Annotated in this window: 13 protein-coding genes and 1 tRNA gene; 11 read left to right on the top strand and 3 right to left on the bottom strand. The window is 58.7% G+C overall.

Going from position 1 to position 15,184, the window contains the following annotated elements:
• The first annotated feature begins 33 nt into the window (after positions 1-33).
• From metK to VL547_RS08115, 9 genes are all read left to right on the top strand, one after another.
• Entirely contained in the window at positions 34-1,287 is a 1,254-nt protein-coding gene (gene metK / locus VL547_RS08155) for a methionine adenosyltransferase (protein WP_325577151.1), read from the top strand.
• A gap of 78 nt (positions 1,288-1,365) precedes the next feature.
• The gene (gene panB / locus VL547_RS08150; protein ID WP_325577129.1) at positions 1,366-2,181 is read left to right on the top strand and encodes a 3-methyl-2-oxobutanoate hydroxymethyltransferase; all 816 of its coding nucleotides are present in this window, start codon (positions 1,366-1,368) and stop codon (positions 2,179-2,181) included.
• A 94-nt stretch (positions 2,182-2,275) separates the two neighbouring features.
• Positions 2,276-3,100 (top strand): hypothetical protein, encoded by an 825-nt coding sequence (locus VL547_RS08145; protein ID WP_325577127.1) that lies wholly within the window; start codon positions 2,276-2,278, stop codon positions 3,098-3,100.
• On the top strand, positions 3,097-4,188 hold the full coding sequence (locus tag VL547_RS08140; RefSeq protein ID WP_325577125.1) for a sensor histidine kinase: 1,092 nt from the start codon (positions 3,097-3,099) through the stop codon (positions 4,186-4,188). The genes VL547_RS08145 and VL547_RS08140 overlap by 4 nt, the downstream gene beginning before the upstream one ends.
• On the top strand, positions 4,185-4,880 hold the full coding sequence (locus VL547_RS08135) for a LytTR family DNA-binding domain-containing protein (protein ID WP_325577123.1): 696 nt from the start codon (positions 4,185-4,187) through the stop codon (positions 4,878-4,880). Before VL547_RS08140 ends, VL547_RS08135 begins: the two co-directional genes overlap by 4 nt.
• On the top strand, positions 4,877-6,076 hold the full coding sequence (locus VL547_RS08130; RefSeq protein WP_325577121.1) for an NAD(P)/FAD-dependent oxidoreductase: 1,200 nt from the start codon (positions 4,877-4,879) through the stop codon (positions 6,074-6,076). The genes VL547_RS08135 and VL547_RS08130 overlap by 4 nt, the downstream gene beginning before the upstream one ends.
• Positions 6,077-6,122: 46 nt before the next feature.
• Positions 6,123-7,643, top strand: a complete 1,521-nt coding sequence (locus tag VL547_RS08125; RefSeq protein ID WP_325577119.1) for an aldehyde dehydrogenase family protein — start codon at positions 6,123-6,125, stop codon at positions 7,641-7,643.
• The gene (locus tag VL547_RS08120) at positions 7,640-8,251 is read left to right on the top strand and encodes a bifunctional 4-hydroxy-2-oxoglutarate aldolase/2-dehydro-3-deoxy-phosphogluconate aldolase (protein WP_325577117.1); all 612 of its coding nucleotides are present in this window, start codon (positions 7,640-7,642) and stop codon (positions 8,249-8,251) included. Before VL547_RS08125 ends, VL547_RS08120 begins: the two co-directional genes overlap by 4 nt.
• A complete protein-coding gene (locus tag VL547_RS08115; protein WP_325577115.1) occupies positions 8,248-9,087 on the top strand; it encodes a 2-dehydro-3-deoxygalactonokinase in 840 nt (279 codons plus the stop codon). Before VL547_RS08120 ends, VL547_RS08115 begins: the two co-directional genes overlap by 4 nt.
• On the opposite strand, the gene VL547_RS08110 is transcribed toward VL547_RS08115, so the two are convergent.
• Complete coding sequence (locus VL547_RS08110) at positions 9,060-10,037, bottom strand: hypothetical protein (protein WP_325577113.1); 978 nt, start codon at positions 10,035-10,037, stop codon at positions 9,060-9,062. The two genes, VL547_RS08115 and VL547_RS08110, sit on opposite strands and share 28 nt — an antisense overlap.
• Positions 10,038-10,128: 91 nt before the next feature.
• On the opposite strand from VL547_RS08110, the gene VL547_RS08105 reads away from it, so the two are divergent.
• Entirely contained in the window at positions 10,129-10,911 is a 783-nt protein-coding gene (locus VL547_RS08105) for a SnoaL-like domain-containing protein (RefSeq protein ID WP_325577111.1), read from the top strand.
• Between the two features lie 513 nt (positions 10,912-11,424).
• Here VL547_RS08105 and VL547_RS08100 read toward each other — a convergent pair.
• Both VL547_RS08100 and VL547_RS08095 read right to left on the bottom strand, forming a co-directional pair.
• Positions 11,425-12,285 (bottom strand): AraC family transcriptional regulator, encoded by an 861-nt coding sequence (locus VL547_RS08100; RefSeq protein ID WP_325577109.1) that lies wholly within the window; start codon positions 12,283-12,285, stop codon positions 11,425-11,427.
• A gap of 694 nt (positions 12,286-12,979) precedes the next feature.
• Positions 12,980-14,911 carry a M13 family metallopeptidase gene (locus VL547_RS08095; RefSeq protein WP_325577106.1) on the bottom strand — a complete coding sequence of 644 codons (1,932 nt, stop codon included), beginning with the start codon at positions 14,909-14,911 and terminating at the stop codon, positions 12,980-12,982.
• A 195-nt stretch (positions 14,912-15,106) separates the two neighbouring features.
• Here VL547_RS08095 and VL547_RS08090 point away from each other — a divergent pair.
• Positions 15,107-15,180, top strand: a tRNA-Pro gene (locus tag VL547_RS08090).
• Positions 15,181-15,184: the final 4 nt, after the last annotated feature.

Genomic DNA, 15,184 nt, shown 5'->3' with positions numbered 1-15,184 from the left:
CCCTATTTTTGCAAAAAATAATCACAACTTACTATGCCGTATTTATTCACCAGTGAATCCGTGAGTGAAGGACACCCGGACAAGGTGGCGGACCAAATTTCCGACGCGCTGATCGACAACTTTCTAGCCTGGGATCCCGAATCGAAGGTGGCCTGTGAAACGCTGGTGACGACCGGCCAGGTGGTACTGGCCGGGGAAGTCAAGTCCAAGACTTACCTGGACGTGCAAAAGATCGCGCGCGACGTGATCGCCAAGATCGGCTACACCAAGAGCGAATATATGTTCGAGGCCAACTCCTGCGGGGTTATTTCGGCCATCCACGAGCAATCCGCCGACATCAACCGCGGCGTCGACAAGAAGAACAGGGAAGACCAGGGCGCCGGCGACCAGGGTATGATGTTCGGGTATGCCTCGAGCGAAACCAAGGACTTTATGCCCCTCCCGCTCGACCTCGCGCACAAGCTCCTGATCGAGCTGGCCAACCTCCGCCGCGAAAACAAACAGATCAAATACCTGCGCCCCGACGCCAAGTCCCAGGTGACGATCGAATACTCCGACGACAACAAGCCCCTGCGCATAGACGCCATCGTGATCTCCACCCAGCACGACGAGTTCGACACGGACGAGAAGATGCAGGCCAAGATCAAGAAGGACATCGTCTCGATTTTGATTCCCCGCGTACAGGCGCAATACCCCGAATACAAGCACCTTTTCAACAACAAGGTGAAGTACCACATCAACCCCACCGGGAAGTTCGTCATCGGCGGCCCGCACGGGGACACCGGTCTGACCGGCCGGAAGATTATCGTGGACACCTATGGCGGTCGCGGCGCCCACGGCGGCGGCGCGTTCAGCGGCAAGGACCCCTCCAAGGTGGACCGTTCCGCGGCCTATGCCTGCCGTCACATCGCCAAGAACCTGGTCGCCGCCGGCGTGGCTTCCGAGGTCCTGGTACAGGTTTCCTATGCTATCGGCGTCGCCCAGCCGATGGGGATCTACATCAATACCTTTGGCACCGCCAAGGTAAAGCTGACCGACGGCCAGATCGCCGCCAAGGTCGCCGATCTCTTCGACATGCGCCCCTACGCCATCGAAACCCGGTTGAAGCTGCGTAACCCGATCTACTCCGAAACCGCCGCTTACGGTCACATGGGCCGGAAGAGCGAAACGGTGACCAAGGGCTTCAAGGGAGCCGATGGAAAGGAGAAGAAGGTGAAGGTGGAGCTCTTCACCTGGGAAAAGCTTGACATGGTCAAGGAGGTAAAGAAAGCCTTCGGAATAAAATAGCTTACGAGGCCCCCGGTTAACGGGGGCTTCGTTAATTTTGGCCCTTCCGGCGGCCGGCCGTACCGGCCCATTGCAGCTATGTCAGTACATACCGAAGTCAAGCGCATCACCACGAATACCCTTCAGAAGATGAAGGACAAGGGGGAGCGGATCGCCATGCTCACCGCCTACGACTATTCCTTTGCACGGCTGCTGGACGAGGCGGGGATCGACGTCCTGCTGGTCGGAGACTCGGCTTCCAACGTCATGGCGGGGCACGAGACGACCCTGCCGATCACGCTCGAGCAGATGATCTACCACGCGGCCAGCGTCGTGAGGGGCGCCAAACGGAGCCTGGTCCTGGTGGACCTGCCCTTTGGGCACTACCAGGGGAACTCCAAGGAGGCGCTCAATTCCACCATCCGGATCATGAAGGAAACCGGGGCCCATGGGATCAAGCTGGAGGGCGGGGAGGAAGTCCTGGAGTCGGTCAAACGCATCCTGACCGCGGGGGTGCCCGTCATGGGCCACCTGGGGCTCACCCCCCAATCCATCTACAAGTTCGGGACGTACAACGTCCGGGCCAAGGAGGAAGCGGAGGCGGAGAAGCTAAAACGCGACGCTTTGTTGCTCCAGGAAGCCGGCTGTTTTGCGCTGGTGCTGGAGAAGATACCGGCGGCGTTGGCTTCGGAGGTGAGCAAGAGTCTTAGTATTCCCACGATCGGTATCGGCGCGGGCGGCGGCTGCGACGGCCAGGTGCTCGTGATGCACGACATGCTGGGGATTAATAATGAATTCAATCCCAGGTTCCTGCGCCGGTATGCGGACATCTATGGCGCGGTGACGGGGGCGGTGAAGCAGTACGTGACCGACGTGCGTCGCGGCGACTTTCCCTCTGCCAGCGAGCAGTACTAGGGCCGGATTCACCGATATTCGGGCCACATTAATCGATAATTTTTGAACCCGCCTGCAGGGAAAATTACCTTGCAGGCACAACCTGGATCGGATTATGTCTAAGAGCTTTCGTTGGATGGTGTTGTGTAGCCTGTCTTTTGCCGCCTGTTCGCCATCCCACGTGATGACCACGAATGAACACACGATTCCGTACATCCCCTCCCCGATCGTGATCGACGGGAAGGCCAGCGACTGGAAGGGGGTCCCCTTCACGCTCGATCCGGGTACGACCCTCCGGTACGCTTTCGCCAACGACAGCGAAAACCTGTATGTGTGCCTGACGTCGACCAACCCCGGGATGGAGGACAAGATCTTCCGGATGGGGCTCAAGGTTTACTTTGACACCGCGGGGGGGAGGCAGGAGGCCATGGGGATACAGTTCCCGATGCCGGTCGATGAGAACGCGCTGCTGGCCATCGCCGCGGCGGGGGGCAGCGACCCTAAGAAGTCGATGGACAAGTACCGCCAGTTCATCCGGCTCCAGGAAAACCAGTACGAGACTTTTGGCTGGCCCGGCGGCGGGAACGGGCTGAACGCCCTGGGGAGCCAGGATTTCGTGACGATCGGGTTTACGCTCGACCAGGAGGATATATTGATCTACGAGTTGAAGATACCGTTGAAAAACTTGTTTGGCAACAACGTCGCCGCAGCCTTTACCCGCCCGATAGGGCTGGGTTTGTATATAGACGGAGTGCCGCGCTCGGAAGACCCGAACGCGCCGATCGCCTCGGAAATCGGGCAACCGGGGAGCAACATGACGGGCGCCAGGATCAACGTGGGCAGGGGAGGGAAATTGAGCGCCAATCCGTATTCTTTCCAGGGAGAAACGCTGTACAAACCGCAGCGGGCATGGTTTAAATTCAGTTTAACGAAAAAATGAGCAACAGGAATGTAGGAAGGGTCTTGCTGAACGTCGTCATCCATGTGGCGGCCTGGTCGGCTTTTCTGATCCCGCTCTACCTCCTGATGACGAGCAACCTCCGGACGCCCAACGAAGAGGCTTTGTTGCAAAATCCCTTTTTCATCTTCAACCAGGTCTTTACCTATGGCTTCCTTGTAGCGTTCTATTACTTCAATTCGCTCTTCCTCATACCACGGCTACTGGTGCGCAAACAGATCTGGCTGTATGCGCTGATCGTGGTCGCCGCGCTGGCGTTGTATCTCTACGTGCCGGAATACGTTTTCCGGAACTACATCTTCCACCGGCCTACCCCGCCGCCGGGCATCCCACCGCCCAACGCCAACCCGGGAAGGCGACGTTTCAGGCTCCTGTCCTACCTCGGCTCCAGTGGATTGTTCCTGCTGGTCTTTGTCGTCAGCTTCGCGTCCAAGATATTGCAACAATGGTTCCTGGCCGAGCGCCAAAAGGAGAAGGCGGAAAAGGAGACGCTCCGCACCGAGTTGTCGTTGCTCAAGTCGCAGGTCAACCCGCACTTCCTGTTCAATACGCTCAACAACATCTATGCGATGGCGATCACCGAATCCGAACATACGGCGGACGCGGTGATGAAGCTCTCACAGATCATGCGCTATATCCTCCACGAAGCGGAGCACGAAACGGTGCCGCTCCAAAAGGACCTCGAGTTCCTCCAGCGGTACATCGACCTGCAAAAGTTCCGGCTCAGCGAGAAGGTCACGCTGGACTACCGGGTCCAGGGCGACGGCCAGCTGCTCCGGATCGCGCCGCTGCTGATGATCCCCTTTGTCGAGAACGCCTTCAAGTACGGGGTCAGCACGCGGGAGAAAAGCCATATCGGGATCGACATCCGGATACGCGAAAATGTCGTTACTTTATACGTGGAGAATACCAAACACGCCCTGAGCGCGGCGGCGACCATGGACAACACGGGCATCGGGATCAACAATGCCCGCCGGAGGCTGGCGCTGTTGTACCCCGGAAGACACGAGCTGACCATCTCGGATGACACGGCTCGTTTTGTGGTTTCTTTGAAAATCGTCTGCTCATGATCTCGTGCATTGCCATCGACGACGAGCCCCTGGCGCTGGAAGTCCTCAAGAAGTACGTTCAGAAGATCTATTTCCTCGAGCTCAAGGGTACTTTTACCAACACCGACGAGGCCATCCAGTTCATCAACCGGGAACGGCCGGAATTGATCTTCCTGGACATCCAGATGCCCGACATCAGCGGTATACAGCTGGCGGGCCAGATACAGCAATACAGCCCCGCGGTGATCTTTACCACCGCCTATAGCGAATTCGCGGTGGACGGGTTTAACGTGGACGCCGTGGACTACCTCGTCAAGCCCATCGAATACGAGCGCTTCCTGAAAGCCGTCTACAAGGCCAAGGAGTACCTCGAGTTCGTACAGACCCGGGACATCGCCAACGCGTCGATCTTTGTCAAGTCCGACTACCAGCAGGTCAAGGTGCGGCTCTCGGACATCCAGCTGATCGAAGCCCTCGACGACTTTATCAAGATATACCTCCCGGACAAGACCCTCATCACGCTGATGACGCTCAAGGCCATCCAGGCCAAGCTCCCCGAAAAGGAGTTCGTGCGCGTCCACCGCTCCTATATCGTCCCCCTGGGTAAATTAGAGGTCGTGAGCCGCGCCAAGGTCAAGATCGGCGACAAGGAAGTGCCCATAGGCGCGAGCTACAGCGATTCATTCTTTGCTTTACTCAACGGAAAATTATGATCCTGGTTATCGGGGCTGGCGCGGCTGGGTTGATGGCGGCGCGGCGGCTGTCCTTGGCCGGTTTACCGGTGCATGTGCTGGAGGCGCGGCCGCGGTTGGGCGGGCGTATCCATACTTTGTCATCGGGATTTTCTTCTCCTGTGGAAAACGGGGCCGAATGGGTGCACGGGGATTTGCCTCTTACGCTAGGGTTGCTGGCCGAGGCGGGTCTTTCGGTCGTGCCGGCCGCTGGGAGGTTTTATCGTTTTGCCTCCGGGGTTTGGGGAGGGGGAGACCGGTTTAATCTGGACGCGGTGATTGCGGCTATGGCGGCTTTGCCATCGGATATGCCGTTGTCGTCGTTTTTGTCCTCGCATGTCTCCGATCCCGTTTTGGCTGCGTCCGTGCGGGGATTCGCGGAGGGGTACGACCTGGCGGATATTAACACGGTGAGTACTTTGGCGCTGGCGCATGAGTGGGGGAAGGATGAGGGGGCGCAGCACCGGGTGTCCGGGGGCTATGGGGGGATGATCGACTTTATGGCGTCTTCTTTTCCGGTGACGCTGGATGCGGTGGTGCGGGAGATACATTGGGCGCCGGGGGCGGTTCGGGTGGTGCTGGCTGACGGCTCGTCGTTTTCGGGTTCTGCCGCGGTGGTTACCGTGCCGTTGGGGGTGCTGCCGTCTATTTCGTTTTTTCCGGCGTTGCCTGCTTATATCGATGCGTCTTACCGGATGGGGTACGGGACGGTTACCAAGGTGCTGATCGAATTTAGCTCTCCCTTTTGGACGTCGGCTGTGCCCTCACCCGGGTTCATTATGAGCGATATGTCGCTGCCGACCTGGTGGACGCAACCCGGAGCGCCGTCGCTGATGACCGGGTGGTATACCGGGGCGCGGGCGCGGGCCCTGGGGCATCCGGCGGATGTGCTGGGGCTGGGGCTTTCTTCGCTTTCTGCTATGTTCGGCGTGGATGCTGCCGCGCTGGTGCAGTTTTCCCGCGTCGATGACTGGGGATCGGATCCCTTTAGCATGGGGGCGTATTCCTTTCCTACCGTGGGGGAAGGGCCGTACCGGTCTTTGTTGAATACGCCGGTGGCGGATACGGTGTACTTCGCGGGGGAAGGGCTCTACGAGGGGGAAGGGACGCCGGGGACGGTAGAGGCGGCGCTGGAAAGCGGGGTGGCAGCGGCGGAGCGCTTGCTGGCGCGAGGCTAGGCGCGGGCTTGTTGCCGCCGCCGGGATTTTCGTACCTTACGGCCCTATGGAATTCTTGCAGCACCTTTCGATTGCGGCGCACAACCCCGGGGTATCCACGGGGCGCCAATGGGTTTCCACTTCTTCTTCCATCGAATCCCGTTCGCCGGTGAACGGGTCCCTTATCGGCACCGTTGGCGTCGCCGGCCGGGACGCGTATGATACCGCTATCGCGACGGCGCACCAGGCCTTTTTAACCTGGCGGACGTGGCCCGCGCCCAAGCGCGGGGAGGTCGTCCGCCGGATCGGGGAAGCGCTGCGCGCTAACAAGGACGCGCTGGGCAAGCTGGTGTCGTATGAGATGGGTAAAAGCCTCCAGGAAGGCTGGGGCGAGGTCCAGGAGATGATCGACATCTGCGACCTGGCGGTCGGCATGAGCCGGCAGCTGCACGGTTTGACCATGCACAGCGAAAGGGCCGCGCACCGGATGTACGAGCAGTGGCACCCGCTGGGGATCGTGGGGATCATCTCCGCCTTTAACTTCCCGGTGGCCGTATGGAGCTGGAACGCGATGATCGCCTGGGTCTGCGGAGACGTGTGCGTGTGGAAGCCGTCCGAAAAAACGCCCCTGAGCGCGATCGCCTGTCAGCGCATCGCCGCCGGCGTCTTTGAGGAAATGGGCGTACCGGAAGGCGTGAGCGTGCTCGTCGCCGGCGGCCAGGACGTAGGACAGTGGCTCGCCGCCGATCACCGGGTCCCCCTGGTTTCGGCCACGGGGTCGACACGGATGGGGAAGGCCGTGGGTACCGCGGTGGCGACCCGGCTGGGGCGTTCGCTGCTGGAACTGGGTGGCAACAACGCCATTATCGTTACCGAAAATGCAGACCTGGATATAGCGATCCGCGCGGCGGTCTTCGGCGCGGTGGGTACCGCGGGACAGCGGTGCACCACCACACGGCGGCTGATCGTCCACGAAAGTATCTATAACGCCGTCCGGGACCGGTTGCGCGCGGCGTACGCGCACTTGCGCATAGGCGATCCGCTCGATGCTGCCAATCATGTGGGGCCGTTGATCGACCAGGCCGCGGTGGCGTCCTATTCCGATGCCGTTGCCGCGGTTGCCGCTGCCGGCGGGGTTCCTGTCGTTTCCCCGGGCGTACTGTCCGGCGCCGGTTATGAGAGCGGCTGCTATGTCAAACCGTGTATTTTTGAAGCGCGGAACGACATGGACATCGTCCAGCGCGAAACGTTTGCGCCGATATTATACCTCATTCCTTATAAGACCCTGGCCGAGGCCATCGCTTTCCAGAACGACGTGCCGCAGGGATTGTCCTCCTCCATCATGACGCTGAACCTGCGGGAGGCGGAACGCTTCTTGTCCGCGGCGGGCAGCGACTGCGGCATCGCCAACGTCAACATCGGGACCTCCGGGGCGGAAATAGGCGGCGCCTTTGGCGGTGAAAAAGAAACCGGCGGCGGCCGCGAATCCGGCAGCGACGCCTGGAAAGCATACATGCGGCGGCAAACCAATACGATCAACTACGATACCCAGTTGCCGCTGGCGCAGGGGATTAAATTCGATCTATGAGTAGTCCGCTGTTCGGACACCGGCTGGTGGCTATCGTGCGCGGGGCTTTGCCGTCGGACTTCCCGTCGATTTTGTCGGCGTTGTACGAAGGCGGCGTGCGCGCGGTGGAGGTGACGTTGAATTCTCCGGACGCGCTGTCGCTGCTGGCGGCGGCGTCTTCCTTTTGGGGGGACCGGCTGTTGCTCGGCGCGGGAACGGTCATGGATGCGGCTTCGGTGGACGCCGCGGTCGCTTCCGGGGCGCGTTTTATCATATCTCCACATCTCGATCCGCTAGTGGTGGCTGCAACGCTGTCTGCGGGCATTATCTCCATTCCCGGCGCGTACACGCCCACGGAGATCGTCACCGCGCACCGGCTTGGGGCGCACATCGTCAAGGTTTTTCCGGCCTCCGTCGGGCCCTCGTATTTGCGCGACCTGCGCGGTCCCCTACCCCACATCCCGCTGATGCCGACCGGGGGCGTGACGCTCTCGAACATCAAGGCGTTTTCCCAGGCGGGCGCGGTCGCCTTTGGCGTCGGCAGCGCGCTGGTGGATACGTCCGGGCCGATCGACTTTTCCGCGTTGCGGGCGCGGGCGGCTGAATTTGTGGAGGCGGTGACCCTATGAGCACGATCATTTGCGGAGACTGGGGGACATCGTCCCTCCGGCTTAGGGTAGTCGATACCGCTTCGCAGGCGGTTCATTCGACCGTCGACTCCGACGAGGGTATCGGCGTGGGCGGCCCCTTACCGCTCGTGTTGTTGCGGCATCTCGACACCCTGGGCGATTTTGACGTCGTGTTGTCGGGCATGGCTTCTTCCAATATCGGGCTTCTGGAATTGCCCTACGCCACGCTGCCCTTCCGGGTGGATGGGTCGGATCTTTTTCGCTCCTGGACCATGGTCGGGTCGCATCGTTGCCTGGTGATCTCCGGCGTCCGATCGGACGCCGACGTCATGCGGGGCGAAGAGACACAGCTCGTGGGCGCCTACCGCGGGGACGGGTTGTATATCATTCCCGGCACCCATTCCAAACACATTTATGTCCGCTCCGGGGCGGTTATTTCGATGCGCACGTTTATGACGGGGGAGTTCTTTGCGTTGTTGTCGCAACATAGCTTATTGTCCCGGTCGGTCTCCATGGACGGCCCCTTCGACGCCGACGCCTTCGGCCGGGGCGTGCTCGACGGCTCCCGCGAGCCGTTACTCCACGCCGCGTTCCGCGTCCGGACGAACCAGCTCTTCGACAAGTTTACGCGGTCGCAGAATATGCACTACCTGAGCGGGGTGTTGATCGGATCGGAGCTGGTGGCGATATCGGCGCCCCCTTTTATCGTGGGTAGCCCGAACCAGGGTTTTTTGTATGCCACGGCGCTGTCGGCCCTCGGTTGGGGAGAGCCGGTCTGTATCGACGCGGGCGAAGCGGCGGTGCGGGGTCAGTGCGCGATATGGGGGAGTTCGTAGACGCGGATGGTTTTTGAGTCGCCCCTGATCCATAGGTCGCCTTTAGGCGTTAGCGTGACGAGGGAGAAATCATTGTCTGCTGCGATCAGCTCGCCGATGGTCTCGCCTTTTTCGCGGTCTACTAAAAGGAGCCGCCCGAGCCGCGTCCAGACCAGGAGCGTCGTCTCTGAGACGTATTCCACCCAATAGTTGACCTGGTCGTCGTCCTGCACCAGGCTCGCCTGCGAAATCCCGGCAAGCAGCTGGATGCGTGGAAAGGAATATATCCGGATAGGCTCGTCGTAGTGCGGCGCCACCACGAATTCGGTGCTCTTTGGGGAAAAGGATCCCATGACCCAGTCGTCGCACTGGTCCAGCTCCTCGAGGGCTATTTTTCCATGGATCAGCTTCGCCTTGACCAGCCTGCCCTCGTCCTGACCGGCGCTCAGGTTGATAAAGACCGTGTCGTTGTCGGGGGTGGCGTAAAAGGTCCAGTAGTAGCCGACGTCGTCGAGCGCTACCCTGTCCGCCGCGGAGAAGTCTACGGCGTTCAGGACATGGAGGAACCCGCCCCGGTCGGGCGCGGGCTCCAGGAACCAGACAAACCGCTCCCCCATGAGGTCGCGACGGGAAAAGTATACCTCGGCCGTGGGGACGTTGTGGGTGGGTTCAAAGTTCATCGCGTACAGCAGGCCGCCCCACCGGTCATAGATACGCACGCCGTTTTTGCCCTGCAAACCGATCATCTCCTCATCCGGGCTAACGGTCAGGTCATAGCGTTGGTGCGCGTTGGGGAGCAGGTCCACCGGCCGGTCCCAGATTTTATGGAAGTGTACGTCGTAGCGGGAGAAGGAATTCGCCCCCTCTTCCTGCGTGAGCATCGTCCCGTCCGCACAGGGGAGGATGTGGGATATTGCCTTTTCGAAGTGGTGTTCTTTTTTTATGGGAAGGATGTACCGTTGGGGCGCCATGGGGGCAAGTTAACGAATTGGCACTTTTAACCGGTTTGTTTGGCAATAACTGACCGGTTGGCGCGGGCGGGTTTGTGGTAGCTTTGCGCTTATGACAAATTTCACCACGTCCTTCCGCGTCTCCGCATCGCCGCTGGAGGCCTATCACGCCATCAACAACGTCCGGGGTTGGTGGTCGGAGAATGTATCCGATACCACCGACGGTTTTGACTATAGCTACCGGGACGTACACCGCTGCTCGATGAAGATCATCGAAAGCGTACCCGGTGTGTCTGTCGTGTGGCGGGTAACCAACAACTACTTCAGCTTTGTCGACGACAAAACGGAATGGATCGGCAACACCATCCGTTTTGACATCAGCCGCCAGGGCGACCAGACGGAAGTGCGCTTCACACAAGAAGGGCTGACGCCGTCATATGCGTGCTATACGGCCTGTGAGAGCGCGTGGACGGGGTATGTTACCAAGAGCCTGTTTTCCCTGATAAATAACGGTACCGGCAAACCGAACCCGCGCGAGCGCACCGTCCAGGAAGTCGCCACCCGGTTCAACGAGCTCGCGCAACAGGAGAAGTGGTTCGAGATACACGACGAGCTTTTTTCGGACGACGTCGTCAGCATCGACCCGTCGGATTCGCCCTATATGGGGTACGCCGAGGGGCGCGCGGCGGTCCGGCAAAAGGGAGAAGACTTCGTCCGGCGGATTACCGCGCTGCACGGCGCGCTCACCTCGGCGCCGGTCGTCAGCGGCGACCACTTTGCCGTGGGGAGGACCATGGATATAACGGTGGAGCCGCACGGGCGGGTGCGCATCGACGAGATCATGTTGTACCGGGTGAGGTTCGGGCAGATCGTGTCGGAGCAATTCTTTTATTGAGCGGACGCCCTGGCCGCTATTTCCCGTGTGCGTTCGTCCAAGGAGTATTATATTGGGAGCATGATTACCGGAATGCATGCCATGCGGCGGCTCTCCTACGAAAAACGGGCGCCCGCCAGCGGACACCCGTGAACTGATGATTGCGAAAGGTATATGGCGACATGCGGATGCATGATGCGGGGGATCAGGAAGGGTACGGATCTCATGTCTGATAGCCGTTGCATAAGAAGAGAAGGAATTCTGCTATCGCCTGAATGTGGACAGACGATACATACTTTGCGCCCGGTCGACATACCGTTGTCCGACACCCAAAGCGATAGCAAAATGTATAGTGAAGGGAGATGGCCGGGAAATTGTTTCAGCACAGATCCGCTGGGACGAAACCAGCGGGTCTGGTGCTGAAATCACAAAACAAAAAAACGCCGATAGATATCATTACCCACTTTTGCCTTGGTTGATGATTCAAAAGTAATGTGCGCCGCAGGATTTAGTTTACCTTTTACGGAGTAATACTTAGCGTTTGCGGAGCGATCCTGGCGAGCCGCCGAAGTTCTTACGGAACGCCGTGATGAAGTTCGAAATATTTCTGTATCCCGTTTGATACGCGATGTCCATGATAGGGATATTCGTCTCTTCCAGCAGCGACTTCGCCCGCTCCATCCGCGCGCTCATGAAATAGTTGAAGATCGTCGTGCCGTAAATCTGCTTGAACCCCTTCTTCAGCTTGTAATCGTTCAAACCCACGCGGTGCGCCAGCTCCACGATGGTGAGCGGGTTGTCCATGTTCTGGATGAGGAGCTCCGCCGCCTCCTTGATCCGCTCGATATCATAAGGCCGGAGCACGATACGCGCCGCCGTATTGCTGTGGAAATGGCCCACCTTATCCAGTGCCTGGATGAGCAGCTCGATCACCTTTGCTTCCACGTACAGGTTCTTCACCTGCGCCGAGAAATCGCCGTACAGGATGTCATGCGCAATCCCCATCATCTGGATATTCGCATAGTTGTATATATCGCTGAGCAAAGCGGGTGTCTGCTCCTCGACCTGCTGCAGGAAAACGTCCAGGAAGGGGAAATGGGGCGCGAGCTTTTCCAGGTAGGCGATCTCGAAGGTGATCACCAGCGTGGCGTATTCATTGCCTTCGTGGAGGTCGCAGCTCGTTTCCCAATACGGGGTGTGGAACAGGTTGAACTGCTTTTCCAGCATATACACCTCCCCGAGACCGGCCCGGTGGAAGTGCGCGTTGTTCTTGCAGGCCAATTGGAATTCGGTCACCGGTGCGTTGGAACGGGCCTCCAGCGTTACGCTGCGGTCGCAGATATAGTGGCTGTAGACGATCGTAAAGCCACCTCCCTTCAATTCGTGAAAGATCATCTTTCCAAATGGCGCGGTTGCCGATATCGACGGCACCCCTGGCAACACATAATTTTGGAGCGCCGTCGGCACTCCGGGCTCGAATGTCAGTGTACTTCCGTCACTGGCAGTAATCCTTAAATCCATCTGTTGTCCCTATTTCGCAGGTGTGAAAAAATTAAGGTTCCGTGTCGTGGATTCAAGTAGGCCCTCAGGCTAAACGATGTTGGGTGATTTTCATTGCGCGTTACTTTTGTGCTGTTATGATTGCTCCGGTTTTTGATTGCATCGACTAAAGTAGCAAAGTAAATCAATTATTCAAATTGTGGAAGAGTGAAAATTTTACAAACGTGAAAAACACCCTCCGGTATTGTATTTCAGCGGATTTTATTTTCGTAAGAAATCCATATCTTATGACTTGTCCGGTCGGCTGTTTTTTCGATTTTCTCCGCTTATTCTACTACGTATTTTCACCGACCCTCGGCCGCCTTTTCTCCGCTTAAACAATTAAGCACAGGCTTTTTTGAGCATCACGTATTCGTTTTCTCAGTATTAATACGTAGGTGTTTTTCCCGTGCTGCTCTCGGCTCGCCGTGACCTCACGATCGGCACACGCCCGGCAAATAAAAGCGCCCGGCGGTCGGCCGGGCGCGATTGATTCGTTTGTGAGGCTTGTGGCGCTTGTGGCGGGGCGCTCTGGCCCCGCTGTGGGGCGTTACCAGATCCGGACCCTCGCCGTATCCGGCAGGTACATTTTGTCCGAAGGCGTCACGTTAAAGACGTCATAAAACGCGTCCACGTCGGCAAAGGGCCCGTTGACGCGGAACTTCGCGGGAGAATGGACGTCGGTGAGGAGCTGGCGGGCCAGCAGGTCCTTGCCTTCGCTTTCCAGCCAGCCAATCGCGTAGCCGAGGAAATATCGCTGCGAGGGGGTGAGGCCGCCGATTTTTTCACCCTTCTTGTATTCATCGGTTTGCTGGAAAGCGTCCCAGCCCAGCAGGACGCCCCCGAGGTCCGCGATGTTCTCGCCCAGCGTCGCACGGCCATTGATGTGGAGCGTGTCTACGGGAATATAACCGTTGAACTGGCGCACCATCACGTCCGCGCGTTTGGAGAACTGGACGCTGTCCTCGGGCGACCACCAGCTCTTCAGGTTGCCGTCGGCATCGAACTGGCGACCTTCGTCGTCGAAGCCGTGCGTGATCTCGTGGCCGATCGTCGAGGCGCCCGCATAGCCGTACACCAGCGCGTCGTCCAGGTCTTCGTCGCGCATACCCGGCACCGTAAAGATGCCCGCCGGCAGCACGATCTCGTTGTTGCTCGGGTTATAATAGGCGTTATACGTCTGCGGCGTCATATCCCATTCGTCCCGGTCCACCGGCTTACCCAGCTTCGCGATCTCGTACCGGCTCCACCAATGCCGCGACGCCAGCACGTTCCGGACATAGGGCTGCGTCCTGATCTCCATCTTCGAAAAGTCCTTCCATTTATCGGGGTAGCCCACCTTCTTTTTGATCTTGGCCAGCTTGTCGAGCGCCTTTTGCTTGGTCGAGTCGCTCATCCAGGTCAGCTTCCCGATCCGGCTTTTGTACGCCGACCGGATCGCCTCGACCAGGTCCGAGTATCGTTGTTTGGCCTTGTCGTTAAAATATTCCTTGGCAAACAGCTGCCCCAACGCCTCGCCCATCGCGCCTTCCTCTACGTCCAGCACCCGTTTCCACCGCGGCTTCAGTTGTTTGCGGCCGCTCATCAGCCGGCCATAGAAATCGAAGTCCTCATTGACAAATGGCGTGCTCAGCAGAGACGCGTTGTTCGTGATCAAGTGCCACCGCAGATAGTCCTTCCAGGTATCCAGCGGCGTCGCTTTCAATTGTTGCTCCAGCGCCGTATAGAATTCCGGCTGGCCCACGATCACCGAATCCAGTTTCGTGACGCCCACCTGCTGCAGCCACTCCGGCCAGTCGATCGACGGCGTCAGCGTCTTCATATCCGTCACCGCGAGCTTGTTGTAGTTCCGATACGGATCGCGCAGGTCCTCCAGCTTCCGGCTGTTCTGCGCCAGCGTAGTCTCCAGGATCATGATATTCTTCGCGGCGGCTTTAGCCTTTGCCTCCTCATAGCCGGCCAGCTCGAGCATCTTCGCTATATGAGGCGTATATGCGTCCCTTATTTTCGTCGTACGCTCGTCCGTTTTGAAGTAGTAGTCCCGGTTCGGCAACCCCAGCCCGCCCTGGCTCAGGTAGTAGGCCATCACGTCACTGTGCTTGGCGTCCTGGCTTACCCCTTCGGAAAACGCCGTCCCGACGCCCTTGTCGTGCAAATCCGCCATCACCCGCTGCAAGTCCTGCACCGTCTGGATGTTGTTGATCTCCTTGAGCTCCTGCTCCAGCGGCCGTATCCCCTGCTGCTCCGCCCCCGCCGAGTCCATCCCGCTCTCCCAGAAATCCGCGATCTTCTCCGTAATCCCCCCACTCGACCGGTCCCTCAGCGCCTTCTCATTGATGATCCGCTTCCGGGTATACAGCTCCTCATCCACCAGGTTCCCAATCCCCCAGGCGCTCTCATCCGGCGGTATCGGGTTGTTTTTGATCCAGGTCCCATTGGCATAGCTAAAAAAGTCATCCCCCGGCCTTACCGTAGTATCCATGTTTTGTTGTAAGATGTCTTTCGGCGCCGGCTCATTATGGCAAGCAGTTAGCGTCGTCGCAGCCGCTAAACACAGTATCCACCATTTACGCATGTAAAAAGATTTTAATTAAAAGTAAAAATATTGCGCCTGCGGGTGCTTTTTTTTTGATAAATGGTTTTTGTTGCGCTATTTTTGCAGCCGTTTCCCCGTAAGCGGGATGTAGCGCAGCCCGGTAGCGCGCTTCGTTCGGGACGAAGAGGCCGCTGGTTCGAATCCAGTCATCCCGACAAA

The sequence above is a fragment of the Dinghuibacter sp. genome (genome assembly GCF_035492835.1).
Taxonomy (GTDB): domain Bacteria; phylum Bacteroidota; class Bacteroidia; order Chitinophagales; family Chitinophagaceae; genus Dinghuibacter.
This window is presented reverse-complemented; position numbering and strand designations above follow the sequence as displayed.